At 57.4% G+C, this 22,755-nt stretch carries 20 protein-coding genes; 4 read left to right on the forward strand and 16 right to left on the reverse strand.

The window, feature by feature from the left end; genetic code table 11:
• Window positions 1-27: 27 nt before the first annotated feature.
• The 5 genes from ACYVIT_RS21075 to ACYVIT_RS21095 are packed head-to-tail and all read right to left on the reverse strand — an operon-like array spanning window position 28 to window position 5,143.
• On the reverse strand, window positions 28-1,317 hold the full coding sequence (locus ACYVIT_RS21075; protein ID WP_415804435.1) for a TRAP transporter large permease: 1,290 nt from the start codon (window positions 1,315-1,317) through the stop codon (window positions 28-30).
• A gap of 9 nt (window positions 1,318-1,326) precedes the next feature.
• Window positions 1,327-1,977, reverse strand: coding sequence for a TRAP transporter small permease subunit (locus ACYVIT_RS21080; protein ID WP_415804436.1), 651 nt, complete (start codon window positions 1,975-1,977; stop codon window positions 1,327-1,329).
• Window positions 1,978-2,000: 23 nt separating this feature from the next.
• Window positions 2,001-3,035 carry a TRAP transporter substrate-binding protein gene (locus ACYVIT_RS21085; protein ID WP_415804437.1) on the reverse strand — a complete coding sequence of 345 codons (1,035 nt, stop codon included), beginning with the start codon at window positions 3,033-3,035 and terminating at the stop codon, window positions 2,001-2,003.
• Window positions 3,036-3,065: 30 nt separating this feature from the next.
• Window positions 3,066-4,448 carry an amidase gene (locus ACYVIT_RS21090; RefSeq protein WP_415804438.1) on the reverse strand — a complete coding sequence of 461 codons (1,383 nt, stop codon included), beginning with the start codon at window positions 4,446-4,448 and terminating at the stop codon, window positions 3,066-3,068.
• 11 nt (window positions 4,449-4,459) lie between these two features.
• A complete protein-coding gene (locus ACYVIT_RS21095) occupies window positions 4,460-5,143 on the reverse strand; it encodes an RraA family protein (RefSeq protein ID WP_415804439.1) in 684 nt (227 codons plus the stop codon).
• A 115-nt stretch (window positions 5,144-5,258) separates the two neighbouring features.
• On the opposite strand from ACYVIT_RS21095, the gene ACYVIT_RS21100 reads away from it, so the two are divergent.
• Window positions 5,259-6,173, forward strand: a complete 915-nt coding sequence (locus ACYVIT_RS21100; RefSeq protein WP_415804440.1) for a LysR family transcriptional regulator — start codon at window positions 5,259-5,261, stop codon at window positions 6,171-6,173.
• A gap of 75 nt (window positions 6,174-6,248) precedes the next feature.
• Here ACYVIT_RS21100 and ACYVIT_RS21105 read toward each other — a convergent pair whose 3' ends face one another.
• From ACYVIT_RS21105 to ACYVIT_RS21120, 4 genes are all read right to left on the reverse strand, one after another.
• The gene (locus ACYVIT_RS21105) at window positions 6,249-7,274 is read right to left on the reverse strand and encodes a Bug family tripartite tricarboxylate transporter substrate binding protein (protein ID WP_415804441.1); all 1,026 of its coding nucleotides are present in this window, start codon (window positions 7,272-7,274) and stop codon (window positions 6,249-6,251) included.
• A gap of 191 nt (window positions 7,275-7,465) precedes the next feature.
• Window positions 7,466-8,803 carry an MFS transporter gene (locus ACYVIT_RS21110; protein WP_415804442.1) on the reverse strand — a complete coding sequence of 446 codons (1,338 nt, stop codon included), beginning with the start codon at window positions 8,801-8,803 and terminating at the stop codon, window positions 7,466-7,468.
• Between the two features lie 31 nt (window positions 8,804-8,834).
• Window positions 8,835-9,587, reverse strand: coding sequence for an SDR family NAD(P)-dependent oxidoreductase (locus ACYVIT_RS21115; RefSeq protein ID WP_415804443.1), 753 nt, complete (start codon window positions 9,585-9,587; stop codon window positions 8,835-8,837).
• 105 nt (window positions 9,588-9,692) lie between these two features.
• Window positions 9,693-10,538 carry a fumarylacetoacetate hydrolase family protein gene (locus ACYVIT_RS21120; RefSeq protein WP_415804444.1) on the reverse strand — a complete coding sequence of 282 codons (846 nt, stop codon included), beginning with the start codon at window positions 10,536-10,538 and terminating at the stop codon, window positions 9,693-9,695.
• Window positions 10,539-10,632: 94 nt separating this feature from the next.
• On the opposite strand from ACYVIT_RS21120, the gene ACYVIT_RS21125 reads away from it, so the two are divergent.
• A complete protein-coding gene (locus ACYVIT_RS21125) occupies window positions 10,633-11,610 on the forward strand; it encodes a LysR substrate-binding domain-containing protein (RefSeq protein WP_415804445.1) in 978 nt (325 codons plus the stop codon).
• Window positions 11,611-11,784: 174 nt separating this feature from the next.
• Window positions 11,785-12,699 carry a tripartite tricarboxylate transporter substrate binding protein gene (locus ACYVIT_RS21130; RefSeq protein ID WP_415804825.1) on the forward strand — a complete coding sequence of 305 codons (915 nt, stop codon included), beginning with the start codon at window positions 11,785-11,787 and terminating at the stop codon, window positions 12,697-12,699.
• Window positions 12,700-12,718: 19 nt separating this feature from the next.
• Here ACYVIT_RS21130 and ACYVIT_RS21135 read toward each other — a convergent pair whose 3' ends face one another.
• The 5 genes from ACYVIT_RS21135 to ACYVIT_RS21155 all read right to left on the reverse strand — a co-directional run bounded on the left by ACYVIT_RS21135 (window position 12,719) and on the right by ACYVIT_RS21155 (window position 18,356).
• Complete coding sequence (locus ACYVIT_RS21135) at window positions 12,719-13,414, reverse strand: isochorismatase family protein (protein WP_415804446.1); 696 nt, start codon at window positions 13,412-13,414, stop codon at window positions 12,719-12,721.
• Window positions 13,415-13,456: 42 nt separating this feature from the next.
• Complete coding sequence (locus tag ACYVIT_RS21140; protein WP_415804447.1) at window positions 13,457-15,004, reverse strand: amidase; 1,548 nt, start codon at window positions 15,002-15,004, stop codon at window positions 13,457-13,459.
• A gap of 185 nt (window positions 15,005-15,189) precedes the next feature.
• Window positions 15,190-16,182, reverse strand: coding sequence for a Bug family tripartite tricarboxylate transporter substrate binding protein (locus ACYVIT_RS21145; protein WP_415804448.1), 993 nt, complete (start codon window positions 16,180-16,182; stop codon window positions 15,190-15,192).
• An 86-nt stretch (window positions 16,183-16,268) separates the two neighbouring features.
• Window positions 16,269-17,444, reverse strand: a complete 1,176-nt coding sequence (locus tag ACYVIT_RS21150; RefSeq protein ID WP_415804449.1) for a CaiB/BaiF CoA transferase family protein — start codon at window positions 17,442-17,444, stop codon at window positions 16,269-16,271.
• Window positions 17,445-17,486: 42 nt separating this feature from the next.
• Window positions 17,487-18,356 carry an HpcH/HpaI aldolase/citrate lyase family protein gene (locus ACYVIT_RS21155; RefSeq protein WP_415804450.1) on the reverse strand — a complete coding sequence of 290 codons (870 nt, stop codon included), beginning with the start codon at window positions 18,354-18,356 and terminating at the stop codon, window positions 17,487-17,489.
• A gap of 129 nt (window positions 18,357-18,485) precedes the next feature.
• On the opposite strand from ACYVIT_RS21155, the gene ACYVIT_RS21160 reads away from it, so the two are divergent.
• Window positions 18,486-19,394, forward strand: a complete 909-nt coding sequence (locus tag ACYVIT_RS21160) for a LysR substrate-binding domain-containing protein (RefSeq protein WP_415804451.1) — start codon at window positions 18,486-18,488, stop codon at window positions 19,392-19,394.
• Here ACYVIT_RS21160 and ACYVIT_RS21165 read toward each other — a convergent pair.
• Together ACYVIT_RS21165 and ACYVIT_RS21170 are read right to left on the reverse strand one after the other, a co-directional pair.
• Window positions 19,361-20,041 carry a Fe2+-dependent dioxygenase gene (locus tag ACYVIT_RS21165; RefSeq protein ID WP_094823587.1) on the reverse strand — a complete coding sequence of 227 codons (681 nt, stop codon included), beginning with the start codon at window positions 20,039-20,041 and terminating at the stop codon, window positions 19,361-19,363. The two genes, ACYVIT_RS21160 and ACYVIT_RS21165, sit on opposite strands and share 34 nt — an antisense overlap.
• An 89-nt stretch (window positions 20,042-20,130) precedes the next feature.
• A complete protein-coding gene (locus ACYVIT_RS21170) occupies window positions 20,131-22,464 on the reverse strand; it encodes a catecholate siderophore receptor Fiu (protein ID WP_415804452.1) in 2,334 nt (777 codons plus the stop codon).
• Window positions 22,465-22,755 lie beyond the last annotated feature (291 nt).

A 22,755-nucleotide genomic window follows, 5' to 3' on the forward strand; every position in this document is an offset into this window, starting at 1 on the left:
AGGCCGGTCTATCGACCAGCCCGGTCCTTATTTGCCGGATACCACCGATGGCAACCACATCGCGAGCTCGGGAACAGCCAGCAGCAGCGCAATCATCATCAGCAACATCAGCAGAAAAGGTAGCACTCCCACTACCACGTCCATGAACTTCCCCTCACCTCGCACACTATGAACCACGAACAGATTCATGCCAAAAGGAGGAGTCAACTGGCCCATTTCGCACAACACAATCAACACGACGCCGAACCAGACAGGGTCATAGCCCAGCGCAACCACAATGGGAACGGTCAGCGGCGCAGTCGTCACCAACATCGCCAGGGTATCCATGAAGCAACCCAGCAAGATATAGAACGCGATGATCGCCAACATCATGCCCAGCGGTGGCAGATCCAGCCCGGTCACCTGATCCACCAGGAGCGTGGTGAGACCGATAGAGGACAGAACAAAATTCAGAAAAAAGGCAGCCAACGTAATCAAGATGATCATGCCGGTGGTGCGCAATGTGGCCTCAAACGCGCGGCTCAGCATTTCCCAGCTCATGGCGCCTTTGGCCCAGCACAACAATGTCGCGGCGACCACGCCCAGTGCAGCGGATTCACTGGCGGTCGCGACACCGCCGTAGATGACGCCGATCACCAACGCAAAGATCGCCAGCGGCGGCAACAAATGAGGCAATACGGCAATCCGCTCTGCCCAGCTGACTGATGGCCGTCTGCCGGCCAAGCTGGGACGCCACAGGCATAGGCCGACGATCAGCGCAATGAACAGGATCACCAGCACAACGCCGGGCACCGTGGCGGCCAGATAGAGTTTCGGTACCGAGACATTGGCGATCAGCGCGTACACAATCATATTGATTGATGGCGGTATCAGAATTCCCAACGTCCCGCCGGCCGCGATAGATCCAAGGAAAAGCGGCGCGTTGTAGCCAGCCTTACGCTGCTCCGGCAGGGCTAATGTCGAAATGGTCGCCGCCGTCGCAACACTGGATCCACTGGTCGCTGAAAACAACGCGGATGCGCCAATATTGGCGTTCATTAATCCCCCGGGCAGCCACGAGACCCATTTCGTGACAGCGCCATACATGCGTCCGGCGACGCCGGAGCTGACCAAAAGCTCTCCCATCAGTACGTAGAGGGGAATGGCGACTAGCAGAAACTCGGCACTGGTTCCCCACGCCAGTTCGCCCATGGCATTGGCGAGCGACAGCGGAGAGTAGGCCTCGGCCAATGTCAGGCCCAACAAGGCGACCGTAGCCGCGGCGGTCACGCTCAGCGCCAGCAGGCCTAACAACATCGAAATCGTCACAGTCAACATGGCAGGTTCTTAGCGTTGGGGTTGTAAGGGGATAGCGCGTTCGTCGCTGACCGCGGTGGTGGCCGCGGGAATAACGTGCAGATCGGATGATTTCATTTCGGCTTCGATTTCCTCGTCCAGCGAATGAATACCAATCAGTCCATTGACGTCTTGCCAACGCCCAGCCAAGGCACGTGCCAACGCGCAAGCTCCCAAAACGACTACCGTCAGCGAGAAAAAGGCATAGCCGGCGAACCATAAAGATTGCGGAATCCACTGAGGGATTCGCAATGGCGTATTGGAAACGGAGTGAAAGCTGATCGAGTCGGACAGCACCGTCCACGCGTGAAACGTCAACACGCCGACGAATACGCTCAAGCAAGCCAACGCGAAAAAGTCGATCGCCACACGTGCCTTGGATGACAGATGGGTATAGAGCACGTCGACCCGTATATGAGAGCGCCGCAGCAGCGTAATCGGAAAGGCCCAGGCGCTCGCCACAGCCAGCACATAGCCGGCGATCTCGTCAGCACCGCCCAGCGATACGCCCAATAGTTTGCGCGCAATCAAATCGACCACAATCAACCACGAAGCGCCCAACAGACCCAGCCCGCTGATCCAGGCACCACCGCGGGCGATGCACTCTAGCAAGCGCACCGAAGCATGAGATGAAGATGACATGGAATTTCCCTGTTTGACGGACATCAAGGCAACGTGACGCCCAAAGCGTGTCCTACTGAGTCGCTCCAGGCCTTTGCACAATCTGGCCCGCAGCGTTTGCCCCATTGACCCGCCACCTGAGAGGCGACTGCGCGCAGTGCCTCACGCTCCGGCCCTACGGGACTGCTCGACTGCATATCGGCGGGTGAATGTATGCGGCATTCGCCCTGGCCGGTGTTGCACGCCATCGCGTAATCGTTTTCCAGTGCAGTCTGCTCCCACAACCGATTTTCGAGTATCGAGGCTTGATCCTGTAACAGCTGCCGTACTGCCGGATCCAACTGCTGCCAGCGTTTTTCGCCGATGGCGTAGAAACCGATGGACCAATCGATAGGCAGGTTGTAGAGATACTTGGCAACGTCATACCACTTGGCCGCGTTACCGGAACCGATGCCCGTGACGGCACAATCCACGACGCCAGTCTGCAGCGCGGGAATCACCTCGGCAAACGCGATCATCACAGGCGCCGCCCCCAATGCACTGACAAGTTCGGCCATGTTGCTGCCTCGGGTGCGCACTTTGCGTCCCTTGAGATCTGCGAGGCTCTTCACAGGCTCACGGCAGAAAAATACCTGCGCGGTATAGGGCACCGTCGCTAACAGATGCACGCCATGACGCTCTCGCATACGCTGCTCGAGCACGGGACGATAGGCTTGTACCATCTTGCGCGCCGTGGCGATATCAGGCGCCATGCCCGGCAGGTCGACGCCCTCGAACATGGCATCGTCACCGCTCACAAAGGCGAACACACCCATGCCGATGTCCAACGCGTTCGCACGCATCAGACGAATGATCTCGGGCCCCTTCAGCCCACTCTCGGAGAGGCCCGCCAGCTCCGCGGTGACCTGCCCCTGCGAAGCCTCGGGCAAGGTCTTTTCCCAGAATGGCTTTTCGACCGCTGAATACGTGTAGTTGTGGCTGCCACCGCCGATGACCCTGAAATGCGTCGCGGGCAGGTCCGCCGAGACAGCAGCAGTCGCCACGGCCGCCATCAGCGCCGCCATGAATATCCGTTTCATGTTTTCCCCTTGTTGGTTGCGTACGCCAGATCAGCGAGCCGTCTCCGGAGGCTGCGGCTCTGCTCTTGCTAAATGCCAATCGGTGTGATGTTGATAAGTCTCGGCCAGGAACAATGCCAATCGGTCATCACCGCCGGGACACAATATCTGCAAACCGGTGGGCAAGCCGGCCTCGTCACGGCCATTGGGCACGGAGACGCCGCACAGCTGCAGCAAGTTGCCGATGCGCGTGTACTGTACAGGCGCCTGGCCGTGATCGACAGACGTCAGGGGTACGGCAGTGGTCAGCGTGGTGGGCGTGAGTAACCCCGCAATACCATGCAGTCGCTGCAACATGTCGGCCTGGAGCCGATCACGTTCGCGCAATGCCGCGAGATAACGTACAGCAGGCACCTCCAGCCCAGCGAGCAAGCGCGGGCGGACCGAACTGTCTACCGGTAAATCGAGGCCCGTGATCTCGCGTTCAAACGAGAAAACACCCTCCGTCATCATGATGTCGCCTGTGACAGCCTTGAATTGATCGAGGTTGGCGGGCGGCGTCACGACGACAATTTTTGCCCCTAATGACTGAAACACGCCTAGCGCGTCTTCGTAGGCCTGACGGACGCTAGGCTGAACGTCCGCCAGAAAAGCGTCGGGCAAGCGACCCAATGTCAAACCCTCCACACCTACCCGTAACGCGGCCAGGGGCTCAACCCATTCCCCAGGCCGTACCGAAGCCAAACAGTCAAACACAACACGCGCATCGGCTGCGCTATGTGCAAACACGCCCACGCTATCCAGGGTATGACTCAAGGTCACGACACCATCGGTCGCAACACGACCCACGGTGGGTTTGAATCCCGTAATGCCGCAATAGCTGGCCGGCACGCGCACCGAGCCGCCAGTATCCGTGCCGATCGCCACAGGTGCCAGACAGCCTGCGACCGCCACGGCCGAGCCACTGCTCGAGCCGCCGGGAATACGATGCACCTCGTCATCCCAAGGATTACGCGGCGTGCCCATGTGCTCGTTGGGCCCCCAAGCGCCCATCGCGAACTGCACCATATGTGTTTTTCCCAACACAATGGCGCCCGCTCGGCGCAGTTGCTCGACCAATCGCGCGGACTTTTGCGCGACATTCTGTGCATGAATCGGCGAGCCTATCGTAGTAGGCTGGCCAGCAATGTCGATGATGTCCTTGAGCGCGATCGGCACACCGTGCAGAGGCCCCAGATAGACGCCCGCGCGCAACTGCAAGTCTGCCGCGCGAGCAGCATCCAGTGCCTCGTCGGCATAGACATCGACATACGCGTGCAACCAGCCGTCTAATGCATCGATGCGCGACAGATAGGCTCGCACCACCGATTCGACGCTGATCTCGCGACGTTCAATACGCTGCGCCAGTTTGGCTACATTCAAGTCAATACTCATGACTGATCTCGTTAATGTTGTGCGGCAGTGGCTGCGGCAATGGCTTGATCCAGCACGGCGCGCGAGCCCACGATATCGGGAAATTTCTCGCCACTACGCAGACGAGTCAGAGTGGCCTGCTCTTGCAACTGAAACGCAATGGCGCGCTGGGCAGCAGCGCGCAAGGCATGCGGACGCAGGATCAGGACGCCGTTTTCATCTGCCAGTACCGCGTCGCCCGGCTGCGTAGTGACACCTCCGCAGCTGATCGTGTCGCAGAATGCGCCCTCTATCCCCAGCACACGGGTCGTCACGGCCGAAGGGCCTTTTGACCACACGGGCACCCCGTGTTGACGTAGCTCTCCCAGATCCGTGACCAATCCGTCGACGATGATCGCCGCCACACCAGCCTGACGTGCCGCAAACGCCATGGCACCTCCGAGTGCCGCCGTCACGGACTCACCGCAACGATCAATCACCAACACATCCCCAGGACGCACGCACCCCATTGCGTAGTGCAAAATGCCGCCGTCGACACCGGGCATACGCACCGTCACGGCTGTCCCTGCTACACGCGTGTCCTGCTGATGCGCGCGGATATCCGCGCGCAAAATACCACTAGCCTGAAAGTGCCCAATCGTGGCCGGCTCGGCCTGCAGCAATAGCGCCAAATCCTCGGGCGCCACCTGTTCGGGCAACGGATTGATCTGATACATCGACTTGTTTCACTACAATGAAAAAGGGCGAAAACCCGACGAATAAAAAGGTAGCACGTGGCTATCAGCACCAAATAATCAAAATTTCGGCCTATTTTGACAACAAATTCTTATCATGCGGATAACCCTTAGCCAGATCGAGGCGTTCTACTGGGCAGCCAAACTCGGGAGCATTCATGCTGCCGCGCGGCACCTGCACGTCACTCAGCCGGCCGTCTCCGCGCGCATCCGAGAACTGGAAAACACCCTGGACGTGCAGTTGTTCGATCGGTCACGCCAACGCATCACGTTGACCGATGTGGGACAGTCCGCCCTGCGCCATGCCGAAACCACGCTGCACAGCAGCCGGCAGTTGGAGCATTTCGGAAAGGACCGCACGCTCGGTGGAAAATTGCGCTTGGGGGCCGATGAGTGTTCCGCAAATGTCGGCCTGACCGCCGTCATCGCACAACTCAAAGAACACTATCCTTCGCTGGCGCTGGAAATGACCGTGGATGTTGGCTCAGTGCTGAACAGCAAGCTCAACGCCGGCGAGCTGGACATGGCGCTGCTCACAAATCCCGCGACAGGAGACGACGTCAGCGACATTTTCATAGGCTGGATGCCTTTTTATTGGGTGGCGTCACCCTCTCTGCGTATCAATGCCGAACCTTTCCGCCCGGAACATGTGCGCGGTCACCATATCGCGACGCATTCGCCGCCCTCTACGTTGTATACCGTGGTAGAGGGATGGCTGTCCTCCGGTGGTGTGGATATGGCGGGGCTCAGCACGACGAATTCGCTGGCCCTCATCTCTCGTCTGATCGGTGCGGGCCACGCCATTGGCATCCTGCCGGTGCCACTATTGCACGACATGTTGGCCATGGGCATGTTGCAAGCCTTGCCCTGCGACCCGCCGATTCCGCCAGCGCGTTTTTATATTTCGTACCTGACGGCCTCGCATGGGGCACACATCGATTCTGTGGTCGATATCACGCGGGACACGCTAACGCGATTGAATTTCCTGACGCCAGACCACGATTCGAATTAAAACGGCCGACCACATTGCTCCGCCGTGTCAATTTACCGTGGAGCAATGTGTGATTCCTGCAGCAAGCAGTACCGTTCAATCAATCCTCGCGCCCGAAGCGCGAACGACTTCGCCCCATTTCTCAACCTCGCTATTGACCAGCTTGGTGTACTGATCCCGGTCCGTTAACGTCGGAATCACCAAACCGACAGCGCCGAGCTTTTCTTTGATTTCAGGGGACTGCATCGCCGTACGCGTCGCCTCGAATAGTTTCTGAAAAACGTCATCTGGCAAACCCGCCGGCGCACTCAGGCCGAACCAATACTCTGACGAGAATTCTGGCAGCCCGCTTTCGGCCAATGTGGGCGTGTCCGGGTAAACAGGATTGCGCTCGGTGCTGCCGATAGCCAACGCGCGCAGCTTGCCAGCTCGCACGTGTGGCAGCACGGTGTCCTGGTTCAAGAACAAAGTATCCACTCGCCCCGCCAACACATCGTTGATCGCCGCAGAGCCACCGTTGTAGGGCACATGCATCATATCCAGGTTGGCACGCATCTTGAGCATCTCCATACCCAGGTGACCCGAGGTGCCGTTCCCTGACGAAGCATAGGAATACTTGCCTGGTTCCTTCCGCACCATTTCCAGAAACTCGGCAAACGTTTTCGCCGGAAAGTCAGGCGCGGTCACGAGCACGTCCGCCCCGTAGGCCAGGATCGCGACCTGATCGAGTTGGTCCAGCCTATATGGCAGTTTGCTATACAAGGACTGATTGGTGGCTATCCCTACACCCGACAGCAATAATGTGTAGCCATCGGGCTTGGCCTGCGCCACATAGGCGGTGCCGATGTTGCTATTGGCGCCGCCCTTGTTTTCCACCACCACCGTGGTCTGCAGGATTTTCCCAAGCTCGGATGCGAGCAAACGGCCAATAAAGTCCGTGCCACCGCCCGCAGGAAAAGGCACCACCAGGTTGATCGGCTTATCGGCCGGGAAATCACTTGCAGCGTGAACCTGCCCCTGCCCGAACAAGCCAGCACATAATACGGATACGGACGCCGCCAGAAGAATCTGGCGGCGCTTGGTCGATGACAAGAAATGCCGCTTGCTGTGAACAGCGCTCATGAATGTGATTCCCTTGCATTAAGAATTAGTCGTTGAACTGCAAGGGAAAATTAGCACGCGCTCACCCGGACGAAGTAATCACAAATGGTCCGGGTATTGAGAGATTTTTCTTATCATGCGTGATGCGGCGTTCCAACGAAAGCCGGTCTCATGCAGCCTCGTGGGTCAGTCCAAGGCGTGAGCAAATCTGCCTATTGATGCGTAACCGAACGCTGATAGAAACGCTTCGGCAGTCCCCAGGCGATGATGACGGTGGCCACCACACATGCCGTAGCAATCGCGTACAACCCCCAGGTCGTCTGGCCTGTCACGTCTTTGATTTTGCCAACCATGTACGGCGTGATCACGCCACCTAATTGGCCAATCGAGTTGATCAAGGCAATACCGCCTGCGGCAGCCATCCCACCCAGGAAACGTTGCGGGAACACCCAGAAAAGACCGATGGCCGAAATAATGCCCGTTGCGGCGATGGTCAATCCGATCAGCAACGCTACCGTGTTATCGCTATATAGCCCGCTGATAAAGTACCCTATGCCTCCTGCCAAGGTCGTCAGTGCCAGGTGCCAACGCCGCTCACCAGTGCGATCGGAGCTTTTGCCCAGCAGGATCATGGAGATCCCGGCAACGATATAGGGGATCGACGAAATCATGCCAATGACGAAGGGGTCTTGCGTACCAGCCGTTTTGATCAACTGGGGAATCCAGAACACCAGGCCATAAATCGCGCCTGCCAGGCAGAGATACACCACTGACAGCACATACGTCGCCGGCTCACGCAACGCTGCGCCGAAATTATGCGTTTCCGCGGCTTTGGCATCGCGCTCGATCAGAGCTTTCCACGTGGTTTTCTCTGCGTCGGTCAACCATTTGGCATCGTGTACCTCGTCATCCAGGTATTTCCACACGATCAAACCCAGGACGACCGCAGGCAGCCCCTCCAGCAGGAACAGCCATTGCCATCCGGACAGGCCCAGGCTGCCGTCGGTGAACTTCATGATGCCGCCCGAAATCGGGCCGCCGATGATGCCGCAAAAGGCGATGCCGGACATGAAGATCGTATTGATACGTGCACGCCGGTCCGCCGGGAACCACTTGGTAAAGAAATACAGTGCTCCCGGGACGAAACCCGCCTCTAATGCACCGACTAGAAAGCGAGTCACGTAGAACCCGAATTCCGTTGTCACGAACATGGCACTGGCAGATGCCAACCCCCACGTCACCATGATGCGCATGATCCATATGCGTGCGCCGACTCGATGCAGAATCATGTTGCTGGGCACTTCAAATAAGAAATACCCAATGAAGAAAATACTGGCACCCAGACCATAGGCCGCATCGGATAGACCCAGCTCGCTTTGCATCTGCAGCTTGGCAAAACTGATATTGACTCGATCCAGATAGGCAATGACCCAGCAGATCACCAGCAGCGGGATGAACCGCCAAAAGACCTTGCTATAAATGCTCTCGGCTGTCGTCGCAGGCAAAGACGCGGGCGCCGGCATACCACCGACAGGCGCGGTGTAGCTCATCAAATGTCTCCTTTATTCTTATTTATCGCGATCAGTACGTGGCCCGGCCACCCGATAGATCGAACACGGCGCCGGTAGTAAAGGAGTTTTCCTCGCTGACCAGCCATGCAATCATGGATGCGATCTCGTTGACTTCGACGAATCGATTGCGGGGGATTTTCGACAGCATGTAGTCGATATGCTCCTGCGACATCTGCTCGAAAATCCGGGTTCTTGCCGCAGCGGGCGTCACCGCGTTGACGGCGATATTCTTGCCAGCGGTTTCCTTGCCCAGACTCTTTGTCAGTGCAATCACACCGGCCTTGGACGCGCTGTAGGCAGACGCATTGGGGTTGCCTTCTTTACCCGCGATCGATGCGACGTTCACGATGCGCCCATAATTGCGGGCAATCATGCCGGGCAGCAATGCCTTGTTGACATTAAAGGTCCCGTTCAAATTGATGTTCATCACCCGATGCCATTCGGCCTCGGGATAGTCAACAACGGTCGCGTTGGCGCCGGCAATGCCAGCGCTGTTGACGAGGATATCGACAGCGCCCAGCGAGGTAGTGGTCGTTTCGACGGCCGACTGCACGGCTTCCAGATCCGCGATATCGACCTTGACGGTCTGCACATTATCGTCCGCTGCCAGGGTCTGCTTTGCCTGGTTCAATACTGCATCGTCGATGTCCCAGATCGCGACTTTGGCGCCGCCGGCCAACAGCCGTTGGGTAACTGCATAGCCAATGCCTTGTGCGCCGCCGGTGACCACGGCTACACGCCCTTTCAAATCGTACTGATTCATTCTGAGTCTCCGTTTTTCTTGCTGGACCGTTCCCTGCATACGAGCAGGCTTGCCCTGCCGGGCCTGCCTGCCACGTCTATCGCGGGGATGTCTCTGCCGCGTGCGTCAGGCCGCGACGACTTTCTGCTGTTGTTCGCCCAGACCGTCAATGCCCAGACGCATGGTTTGCCCAGCGCGCAGATACACCGGTTGCGGTTTGATGCCCATGCCTACACCGGGAGGCGTGCCGGTGGAAATCACATCGCCAGGATTCAAGGTCATGAACCGGCTGAGATACGCGACGATCTGAGGAACATTGAAAATCATGGTCGAGGTATTGCCGTCCTGGTACCGTTTGCCATCGACTTCGAGCCAAAGTTTCAGATTGTGGGGGTCTGGCACTTCGTCCTTGGTCACGAGCCAAGGGCCGGTGGGGCCGAATGTGTCGCAACCCTTGCCCTTGTCCCAGGTGCCGCCACGCTCGATCTGATAGGCCCGCTCGGACACATCGTTCACAACGCAGTAGCCCGCCACATAGTCGTAGGCGTCGGCTTCCTCGATATAGGAAGCAGTTTTGCCGATCACCACGCCCAGTTCAACCTCCCAATCGGTCTTTTCTGATCCGCGCGGAATCTTGACGTCGTCGTTCGGACCGACAATAGCTGAAGTCCATTTGTTGAATACGACCGGCTCAGCAGGAATGGGCATGCCGGATTCCGCGGCGTGGTCCGCATAATTCAGGCCAATGCAGACAAACTTGCCGATCGCGCCCACGCAAGGACCCAGACGAGGCTGGCCGGAGACCAAGGGCAATTGGCTCAGATCAGTTTTCTGCAGCGTGCGGAAAGCGTCGCTGGCGAGAAAAGCGCCGTCTACGTCCTGGGTCAGACTGGAAATATCACGGATCTGCCCTTGGGCGTCCAACACACCGGGGGCCTCGCGGCCCGGCTGACCATAGCGCAACAGCTTCATTCTTGTCTCCTGGTTGATGCAAATTTGAACTTGCAGGAGTCTATCCCTCTGCGGTGCGCTATCGTTATGCGAGTTGGTGGACTCAGAATACAAAATGGAATCTCCGGACAAACCCCATCAGTGTTTACCCGAATTAGCGAGCTTGCATGAAATCGGCTCCCGGCTGAAATTTCGACAACTGAAGCTCTTGATCGCCATCGAAGACATGGGCTCTGTCCATCGGGCGGCAGAGTTGCTGCACATGTCTCAGCCAGGGGTAAGCAAGGCGCTGAAGGAAATCGAAGATGCAATAGGCGCGACGCTGTTTGCCCGTTCCCCTCAGGGGCTGCTGGCAACCGATATGGGCCGCTGTGCGATTCGTCATGCGCGTTTGATGTATGCCAGCCTCGCGCACATGCATGATGAACTGGGCTCGCTCTCGCGCGGCGGCGGCCTGCGTATCGCCGTCGGAACAGTGGCAGGTGCGTTAGCTGCCGTGTTGGCCGATGCCCTGGTCGCCTTTCGTCGAGCCTATCCGACGGTGCGCATTGATCTGTATGAGGATACGAGCGCACACCTGCTGGAACAATTACAGAGCGGTGCAATCGATATGGCACTGTGCCGGACATCCGTTGCGACGCATCCGGGGTCGTTTCATTTTGAGTGGCTGTGCGACGAGGTCGTGGGAGTCGCGGCGTCCCCCTCTCATCCACTGGCCGATGCGCAAACCGTCACGCTGGCACAAGCCGCGCAATACCCATGGATCCTGTTTCCTGGCCATATGCCCCTGCGTACGCTGCTGGAGCGAGAAGCGGCCAGCCAGAATGTAGCCATACGCAGCTTCATCGAAACATCGTCTACGTTCGCGACCGCATTGCTGCTACATAAGAGCAACGAGATCATTGCGCTGTTCTCGGGCGAAACCATCGATTTTTTCGAACAATCCAAGACATTGCGGCGGCTCAAACTGAAGATCAAGTCAACGGCCGAACCTTACGGCATTGTGATGCGTGCGGGCTTTACGCAAACACCGACCGTGCATCGATTGTGTGAATTCATCCGGATGCACGCGCCGCGGTCTGCTCGGGACTGATCCGGGGCACCACGATTCCGCAGGGGAAACCCGGCTCGGAATTTGCACTATCAGCTTGTGTTCAGCATTTCTAGGCATCCTAGGCAGGTGCAACATCGCCCTGAACACCAAGGAGACACCATGCCCAGGAAAATTCTTGGCACATTCGCCCTATCCGCGTTAGCCCTATGCGCAATGAATGCGCACGCCGCAGACGCGTGGCCCAGCAAGCCGATCACCATCGTTGTTCCCTTCTCCCCAGGAGGCGCCAACGATTTGGTAGCCCGGCTATATGCCAAGCAGATTGCCAACGATCTCAACGCCAATGTCATCGTCGAGAACCGCGCGGGCGCAGGCGGCATCGTGGGTGCAGCCTATGTAGCGCGTACACCGCCTGATGGCTATACGTTTTTGGCGGCCTCCAACGGCACGGTCACCAACAGTCTGATACGCTCGGACCAACCATATAAAGACGAGGAAATCGAGCCGGTAGCCTTGTTGTCTATCGTACCCTCCGTCATCGTTGCAAACCCGTCCAACCCGGCGACCGATCTGAAGGATCTGGTCGAACGCGCGAAGAAAGCGGGGAATCAACGTATCACCTTCTCCACAGCAGGCATGGGCAGTACGCCTGACTTTGTCGGCGCCATGGTCAAGCTGGAAACCGGCCTCAACGTGCAGCAGATCCCATACAAGAGTGGATCGGAAGGTGTCACCGCTGTCGTCGGCGGGCAGACTGATATGACGTCCGAAGCCAGCATCGTGACGTTGCCACTGATCAAAGCGGGAAAACTTAAAGCGCTGGCCACCACCTGGGACAAAATGCCCTCGGCGCCCGAGATCAAATCCACTGCGGAATTAGGGTTCCCCAATATACGCATCGGCCATTGGGAGGGCCTGTATGCCCGTGCAGGCACATCGCCAGATATCCTGGATAAAGTGAATGCCGCCGTTCGCAAGGCATCGCAATCCAAGGAGGTTTTGGATACATTGAACGCGAGCAGCATCGTACCCGGCACGATGGACCGCGCTGAGTTCACCAAATTTACTCAAGACGAGCGTACAAGATTGGGCAAGGTGGTGAGGGCTGCGCATATGCAGCCCGATTGATACGGTACGCAACGTCCATTTAGCGTGAGCAACCAGCCCCTTGTAAATACTGGATGAGGTCGTCGACGGACACGACATCCGCGAATTGTCTGTCCATATCAAAGAGGCTGATTGCATGCGAAATCGCGATTCGATCAAAGACGGCTTCTTGGGGAACGATGGTACGAAAATTGTAGGAAGACGAATCGAACACGGTTGCCCGAATGCAGTTGCTGGTGGCGCCGCCCACGACAATCACCGTGTCGATTTTTCGTTCGACGAGATAGCCCAGCAGCGGCGTCCCATGGAACCCGCTGGGCTTCTTTTTGACAAACGTGACGTCGCTTTTTCCGGGTTTCAGCTCGGGAACGAGCTCTGCGCCTAACGTACCGGCCAAGCACCAATGCTCACTGTCGAGCAAGTCGCGCTTACGGCCATAGACGCCTATGTCATTCCCATTAGGGTCGAGCTCAAAGGTAGTGAAAAAGCACGGCACATCGCTTTTCTGTGCCTGCTCGACCACTCGCTGAATCTGACGTACTGCCGCACGGCCAATAGCGCCGCAGCTGGAAGGCCATGCCGAGTCGTTCCCTTCTTCGCCGACCATGTAGCGTTGCGCGTCAATGACGACGACAGCCGGCTTTTCTCCGTAGCCCATGCGGCGGGCGAAGCGGCCACGCTCCAGAACGGCCCTGTCACTGTCAACCAGATACTTTTCCCACGGTTTGCTGTTCATTGATCTCACGCCATATGAAGTAAATTGAGCCCAGACGTTGTCTCAGGCAACAGACATCTGATGCGCAAACGATAACAACCTGGCCTCGGCCAGCGGCCTGCCGATGACCTGGACGCCAACCGGCATACCGTTCGCGTCTCGCCCCACAGGCATGGTCAGTACCGGCACGCCTAAATAACTGAACGGTCGAGTTAGCCGAGTGATGGCGCTCACGACATTGAAGACACTGCCCGCTTTCTCCATATCTGCGTCGACACGCAACGGGACAGGAATAGGGACAGTCGGACACAGGATCAGATCCACGTTCGCCATCGGACCGTCCAAGAATTCCCGCAGTATCCGCGCGCGAACCATCATGGCTTCCAGATACCGCACAGCGGGCACATGCAGTCCTGGCTCTGTACGCGAATACACCGCTTGAGAATAGGCGTCGGCATGGCTTCGCATCCATTGGCCGTGCAATGTCGCTGCCTCGACCTTGGAGATGACGTCACCCATGGCATAGCAGGCGGAGAGTTGCGGAAAATCCACGGCACTCACATTGCCAAAGAGGCGTTCGACCTGGCCGGCGAAAGCCTGGAAGACCGATTCGATCTCTGGATCGCATGCCTCGGCGCCATGGAGATTCAAGACGGCGACTCGGCTCTTTTCTGCTGCAACGTCCAGCAAAGCAGGATAATCGGGCACCGCCGCCCCCAAGGAAGATGGATCATCTTGATCATGTCCAGCCACTGCCTGTAGAACGATGGCGCAGTCTTCTGCGGTCCGCGTCAATGGACCGACGCAGTCCAATGAATAGGCTCGGGGAAAACATCCGCTGCGCGAGATACGGCCGTACGTCGGTTTCAATCCGAACAACCCTTGCACGGATGCAGGCAACCTTATCGAGCCTCCGGTATCGCTACCCAGAGAAGCGAAAACCGCACCCGACGCGACGGCCGACCCTGACCCGCTGGACGAGCCGCCGGAGATCCGCGCTGGATCCAGGGCATTGCAGCAGTCGCCGAACGAGGGATTCTGGCCCGTCGGACCTGCAACCATCTCGTTCAAATTCAATGCGCCTATTGTGACAGCCCCCGCCGCCTTTAAGCACTGGATGACATGGGCGTCACGCGAGGCCGTGACGGCGGGGCGTGCTCGGGAGCCTATGGTCGCAGCATGCCCTTCAATTTCAAAACAGTCTTTGTGTGCCAGCGGGATTCCGTGCAACAGGCCGCGGGTTTTCCCCTGCGCACGCTCTACGTCGGCGGCACGGGCTTGAGCCATCGCGCCATCGGCCCAGATTTCGATGAAAGCGTTAAGCGATGGCTGGCTCTCAATGGCGCGGGCGATACTCTGCGCAGTCAATGTCTCGGCGTTAAGTTCGCCGTTTTGCATTTTCTGTACCGCTTGCGCCAAGGTCAACTCCTGACCCGCCGATAAACGCCGCGAACTGTCGATTGCCTGAGGTGACCTGGATCCATGACGATCCGCTCTGGGCTGTAGCGCATTGCTGGAATCGCTCGCCCGCAGCTGAGCTACCTGGAAGTCTGCCGGTTGACCATAAGGACTGATACCCTCGCCCACACTCGCTCGGACCGAGGAGTTCAAGCGCTCTACTTCCGACGCGACTATTGCCGGGTCGGTGCGGGAGGGAGTTCCATGCATGTGCGCAGTACTAGTCGCCAGGTACTGTGTGATAGCTTGCTTGACGCTCTGCATCCCTGGCTTCTCCCCGCCCCTTGATACTGTAGTCATCACCGCTCCAATAAAGTCGGAATATGCAAAAGGCAGATTTACTGCGGACGTATGCCTGCGGCTTGCGCCGTTTCCGTCCACTGATCCACATCGGATTCAAGCAATTTTTGCAGTTCCTCAGGTGTCGAGGCTTGCGGACGAGCGCCTGCAGTATGAAGAAATTTGGCAAATTCCTCGGTCGAGATGGCTTCTTTGATTTCCGCGTTCAGCCGATCACGGATCGCGCCATCGACCCCTTTCGGAGCAAAGACCCCCCACCACACATTCACCACGTAATCCAGTCCCGTTGCCTCTTTTACGGTCGGAATATTGGGATAGTCAGGTTCGCGCTCTGCTCCGGTGAAAGCCAGCTTGGGAAGCTGATCCGTAGGCGTCCCGTTGATCGACGCCATAGTGGTAATGATCATGTCCAGCCGGCCGGCGACCAGGTCTAGTTGTGCAGGCGAGATACCCTTGTAGCCCACGGTCTGCATTTTTACGCCTGCTTTATTGGCGAGCAACTCTGTCGCCATCTGGGAGCTATCCCCCAGGCCCGCGCTGCCAAAATTGATCTGGCCAGGGTGTTCCTTGGCGTAGGCCAGCAGCCCTTTCATGTCCTGTGCCGGAAAGTCCTTCCGCGTCAGCACCACGAACGGCGCGCTCGCCACCATGGAGACGGCATCAAATGCAGTCTTGGGATCGTACGGTGTCTTTTGAACTGCCGCCGAGGTTGCCAGGGAGCCGGAAACAAACAGGAATGTATAGCCGTCGGGCGCAGACGTCGCCACGTAACCCGATCCCACCACGCCGCCCGCGCCGCCCTTGTTCTCGACAATGAACGACTGGCCGGTATTTTTGCTCATACTGTCGGCCAGCTTGCGGGCAATCACATCGTTACTGCCGCCCGGTGCAAACGGAACAATCAGCCGGACTGGCCGTTGCGGCCAATCGGCAGCGGCCGCCACACTGCTGACCGGCAGCCCAGCTGTTGCACCCAAGGTGCCGGTCAACACAAAACTCGATAGTATCTTCAGGGTACGGCGCTTGGACATGCTGGACTCCTAGCAAGGTAATACCAACAACAAGGATTGAAGTAAGTACTGCTCCGTTTACATCGCGTGAGTTATCTCATCTAAGGTCAGGCAGGCTTATTGCCATGGCCCGCCTCGATCTCGCTATCTGAGTATCCCAGCTCTCGCAGAATTGCACTCGTGTGCTCGCCCAAACCAGGAGCACTACGGAGTTCGCGCTGGCTCGGTGCTGCCCCGAACGAAATCGGATTGGCAATGGTCTTATACGGCCCCAGAGCGGGATGCTCATGCTCACCGATAAACCCCTGCTCCAGAACTTGAGCATCCTCAAAAACGTCCTCGACATTCCGCACGACAGAGCATGGCACCTGATCGCCGAAAAGCACTTCCCATTCCTCGGCCGTCCGCTTCAACAAGGCTTCGCGCAGTATGGGCAATAATTCGTCCACATGGACTGCACGCTTCTTGACAGAGTCGTAGCGCTCGTCGTCCGCCAGTGCCGGCCGGCCGACCAAGGTGCACAGTGATCGCCAGAAATGCGGCGTGTTCGCGGAAATATATAGATGTCCGGCGCGAGTTGGATGAATTCCCGTAACACCGCCCGATCTCATATCGCGGTTGATACTGCGTGGCTCGTTCTCGGCCACGACCAATCTGGCCGCCTGCATGGCCAATGCGCTGCCCAACAGGGAGACTGAAACGTGTTGGCCTTCTCCGGTACGTTCACGTTGCAACAAGGCTGCCGTCACACCGTTGGCCAACATCGCAGCCCCGTAGTAGTCCACGACTGAGCCATAAACGATCTTTGGATCATCCGTCGTCCCCTGCGACGAACAAATACCTGTTCGGGCCTGCAGCACCTGGTCATATCCCGCCCGGTTCGCCAACGGCCCGCTCTGGCCATAGCCTGTCAGCGAGCAGTAGATCAGCTTTGGATTGTGGGCGCGCAGCGTGCCGTAATCGATACGCAAGCGCGCGGGAACAGAAGGCCGAAAATTATGAACGACCACATCTGCTTGCTTGACCAGGCGGATAAAAACTTCGTAGCCGAATGTGCTCTTCAGATCGAGACAAACGCCGCGCTTTCCTCTATTTACACCCAGGAAAGCGCGGCTTTCTCCCAAGAGGGTCGAAGGATATTTGCGCAGATTATCGCCCTCGGGGGGTTCGACCTTGATGATCTCCGCCCCCATGTCCGCCAGGAGATTGCAACCGTATGGGCCGGCGATATACGCGCTGAGGTCCAACACTTTGAAGCCGGCTAAGGGAAAGCTATTGTTCATAGACATACTCGCAGCGGTTTTCTACAACGAATTGATGCATGCTCACTGGCCAGCCGATTGCGCGAGAATGGCCCGCGCACGTTCAATGAATGGGCCGTCGATCATCTTGCCCTCCAACATGTAGGCGCCGTTGACGTCGTTCTGCTCGGCCGATTCCACTACTTTCGCGGCCCAGCGGATCTCCGCCTCCGTAGGGCTGAACACGTCGTTGGCAATGGCGACTTGATTGGGATGGATGCATGTCTTGCCTAGAAATCCCGCTTGGCGTGCCCGCCAGGCCTCTTGGCGATAACCTTCGGCATTGGCGACATTGGTGTAGGCCGTGTCGTAGGCAATCTTGCCTGCGGCTCCCGCCGCGATGCGCATCTGCATCATCACCGTGTGCACATTCTGGGCGTCTTCGCGGGCGATGCCCAAGGGCTCGAATAAATCTCCCAGCCCCAACTGAAGTCCCCAGACCTGTTGATGAGCCGCTGCGATTTCGGCCGCATTCAAGAGCGCCCTAGGGGTTTCGATGTTTGCCAGGACACGGATATCGAGTTTCCCGCCTTCTCGGGCCGTCTGTTGGGTTCGTGCGTCCAACATGGCAGTAAAACGAAGCACGTCCTCGACCGTATCGGTTTTGGGAATGTTGAGGATATCGACCCCAGCCACGCAGGAAACAATGAGGTCGTTTTCAGTATGGCCAGTTTCAAGCGCGTTGACACGAACGATGATGCTTTTTCTGCCTTCGTGACGCAGCGAGTGGAATTCATCGGTACTGAAGAAATTCGCCAGGCATTCCCGCGCGTACGCTTTCTTGCTTTCCAGTACAGCATCCTCGAGATCAAAACAGATCGCGTCCGCCGCGCTCTTGAGCGCCTTGGCGAATAGCTCAGGCCGGGAAGCCGGTACAAATAACTTGCTGCGCATAGGTCCCTCTCATATCCATGAGCATTCATGCTATCGGGACATAGATGGTTTTAGGGCGCTTGCAAGCATGATCAAAAGATAGCTATCCTATCTTTTCCCTCTTCGCCCAACCGAGCCTTTGCGCAACGGATGAACACCAAACTATTACATACGCTGTTGGCTGTTCATCGCTACGGCTCCATGGCGGAGGCCGCTCGACGATTGAATCTGACCCATGGCGCCATTGCCCAGCAGATACGCACATTAGAGGGCGATCTGGGTGTCGAGTTGGTACGCCGCGCAGGCAAAGTCGTGCATCTCACACAGGCTGCTCACCGGATTCTGGACGCCTCGCAGAAAATCATCGACGAAGTCGACTCGCTGGCGGCGTTGGCCAATACTGACGAACTCAGGGGCGAGCTCAGCCTGGGAACAGGCAATACTGTCCTGGCAGGCAAAATCCCCGACATTCTCGAAGCGCTGAACAGCCAATATCCCGAGATCCGAGTACGGATCATGTCCGGGCAGTCCCCCGACTTTCACACACAGGTCGAACGAGGCACGTTGGATGCTGCGATCGCCATCGAGCCATCATTTACGCCATCAAAGGTCATGGGGTGGCATTTGCTTTGCGATGAGCCTTTCGTCCTGATTGCCTCCCGCAAGCATGAGGGTGCCGACCCGCACCTGTTGCTTGAGCGGGAGCCATTCATACGCTATCACCGGGAAAGCTGGGCAGGCCAACAGATCGAGACTTATCTGCGCCAGAACAGCATCGTCCCCAAAGAGCGATTCGAACTCGCCTCGACGGAGGCCATCACTCGCCTGGTACACAAAGACCTAGGCGTGTCGATCGTACCTAGCGCGTGGCATCAATGGCAAAACGGCCTGAACGTTGTCAGCGTTCCGTTGAAAACGCCATGTAAACCGCGCCGATTTGGATTGATCTGGCTCCGGTCATCACCGCGCCTGCGTTTGATAGAAGCCTTTCTCGACGCCGCGGTGCGGGTCTACCAGCGGGATGCTCAAAGCTCAGTCCATTCTCTCAACAAATTGTGATAGCAATTCGTCAGCGACAGCGTCTGCTCGGTTTCCCCTAACTGAGCACGCAGTTGCTGAATGGTCTGATCGAGCTCGAACAGCATCTGCCGCCGGTTATGTTCGCGGATCATGCTCTGAATCCAGAAGAACGACGCCACGCGTGCGCCCTGCGTCACGGGGGTGACGCAATGCAGACTGTTGGCGGGATACAGGATCATGTCGCCGGCGGGCAGTTTGACGAGATGCTCGCCATACAGATCTTTCACGACGAGTTCGCCACCCTCATAGTCGTCGGGATCGCAGAGAAACAGCGTTGCCGACAAGTCCGTGCGTAACCAACCCGGTGCCGCCGGGAAACTGCGCACGGCGCCATCGACGTGAAAACCGTAGGTTTCTGCAGACTCGTAACGATTGAACAACGGCGGAACGGTACGCAGAGGCAACGCGGCCGCAAAGTACAGCGGGTTGCGGGCCAAGGCTCGCAATACGGTCTCGCCCAGTTCCCGGGCCAGATCTGACGATTCGGCCAGTTGGCGATTGCGTTTGACGTTCGCGCCTTGGCTGCCGACGGTGGCGCGGCCATCTACCCATTCAGCCGCGTCCAGACGGCGGCGCATGTCTCGAACCTCGTCTTGTGTCAGGATCTGGGGTATATGCAGCATGATGAATGTTCCGCTAAAAATGCAATAACCGCCGTGACAGGCAGGACTGTAGTCCACCCGCCGCGGCGGCGTTCAACATCCGTCTGCGCGAATCAGAAATGAATGTTGGCCGTCAGCAATACGGTACGAGGCGCGCCAGGGAAATAGCGGTAGCCGCTCTTGTTGATCGCAGCAACGTACTCTTTGTTAAAGAGATTGTAGACGTTGAACTGGAAGTCCAGGTTCTTGTTGACCTCATAGCCCGCCATGGCGTCAAAGACCCAATACGAACGAACGTATTCCGGCGTGCCCACGGCGCCGTCGGAGCCGCGCTCCATGCTGCCGATATAGCGCGCGCCGCCGCCCAAGGTAAAGCCGCCGGGCAAACGATACGTGCTCCACATCGAAAACGCGTGCTTCGGCGTGTAGGTCAGGTTGTTGGAGCCGTTGTTGGTCACAGAGGGACCGTCTTCGACTGTCGCGTTCTGAATCGTGTAGCCCGCGCTCACCGACCAGTTGTCCGTGATCTGACCGCTGGCGCCCAGCTCCAGGCCCTGCACACGTTTCTTGGCGGTCTGGCTGTAGGTGCCATCGACGTCTTGCTGGACTTCGTTGTCGACTTCGGTGCGGAACAAGGCAGCACTGAGCAGCAGTTGACGATCAAAGAGTTCCCATTTGGTCCCCAGCTCGGCTGTCTTGGCTTTTTGCGGTGCGAAGTCCACGCGGTTGGCGCTATTGCCGCTGCCTTCGGCAGCCAGCTGGAAATTCGATCCACCGGGAGGCTGCTGCGATACACCATAGTTCACATAGACGTTGCCGTTAGGCGCGACGCGATACAGAGCACCGAGTTTCCAATTCACGAGGTTGCCGGAAATACGCTCATCGACCGTCGTAATGGGCGTACCCGTCGGGGCACCGTTGCACGCCACCGCGTTGCGGCCCGAGCCGCCGCATGCGGTAGCGCTATCGTATTTCGTACGGTAGTGATCTAGACGGATACCGCCATTGATTTGCCACTTATCAGTCAACTCGACGGTATCAAAAGCATAGACGGCAAATGTGTCAGTCTTGCCGTGAGCATCTGCGCCGTTATTGTGAATACCTTCGGCGTGAATGCTGTTATCCGGATGATAAATATTGACCTTCGGATACGTCGGAGACGTCATTCCGAAATTGTCCTGCATTTCACTTGTAAACTCGAAACCCGTGCTCAGATCGTGCTTGAACGAGCCCGTACTAAATTTGGCGGTTAGGTTAGTTTGATTGGTCCAAATACGATTGTTGGAATTCTTCAGGTTCGCCGACCGATACATCTCCCAGGTAGAGGGATCATTCGGATCGCCAATTACGTTAGGCGTGGCCGGCGTACCGCTCGCGCCGCCCGCCATAAAGGAAGTCAACAGATAGTTCTGCTTGGTACGCGACCAACGCGTCACATTGCGCACCGTCACGTTGTCATTAATGTCGTGCTCCAAACGCAACGTTGCCATATCTGTCGTCGCGTCATCGTGATCCGACTGGGTACCGTAGAAATTATTCGTATCTACCTTGTCGGCCCCCTCCAAAAATGACATTGCGCCACCCGGTGAGTGATAGCCGGGCAAGCCTATTGTCACAACACCACCATCAGGCACATTGTTTTGTTTGACGTGCAGGAAATCTATATATACGCGAGTGTCCGTGCCCAGACCGAAGGCAAGCGAAGGCGCGATACCCCAGCGCTTGTTCTGGACTTCGTCACGGCCAGCAACATCGGTATCTAAGCCCATGACGTTCAAACGGAACGCAGACGTCTCGCCAATTGCTTGATTCCAGTCGATCGTCCCTCGCTTGTACCGTGCGCTACCGATGCCAATGCTCGCATCAAAGCTGTTATCCAATCGAGGCTGCTTGCTGACCAGGTTGATCGAGCCGCTGGGCGCGCTACGGCCATAGTCCGAACCGGACGGCCCCTTGATCACCTCGACGGCCTCGGTATTGAACATATCTCGAGTCGTGCTGGAAATATCGCGAATGCCATCGACGTAGATGCTATTAGACGTATCAAATCCACGTAGATAAATCGCATCGCCCGTCGAGGTATTACCGTTCTCCCCCGCGTAGAACGTACCTGCGCCCGCCACATTACGCATGGCCTCAGTCAGCGTCGTGGCCTGCTGGTCCTTCATCATCTGCTCGGTCACCACCTGCACTGTCTGCGTCGTATCAACCAGTGGTTGAGTGAACTTTGCGGACTCGAGCTTGTTGGCTTTGTAGGAATTGGTGTCCTCGCCAATGACTTTCACAGGCGACAGCGTCTTGACGTCAGACCCCGCGGTCTGGGCCATGGCGGCGCCCGGTTGGCTCAACATGAGCGTCGCCAGAACTGAGGCAGCAGCGCTGCCCGCTAGCGAGCCCTGGCTCAGCGGACGCACCGGAGCGCATTTTCGGTTTTTTATGTATTGCATTCGGCTTCTCGTGGGAATAGACGACCCGTCCGTGCCTGATGGCGCGGTCGTTACTACGAATTACATAGAACAGAGAATCGAATGCTAAATAAAAATGATTTACATTAATCTGAACAGCAGCTGAAATGTTGTAATACGGTGACGCAGACAAAATATCGCTAAAAGTTGCTTTAAATTCGCCATTTTTATTAAACGCCGCCTAAATAGAAGTCATATTCGACGATTTCAAAATGAACCGTCGACATGCATTGACATACATGCCCTGAAAAAGGCGACAGGCCGAGGGCTTTT

Source organism: Bordetella muralis (assembly GCF_054781015.1).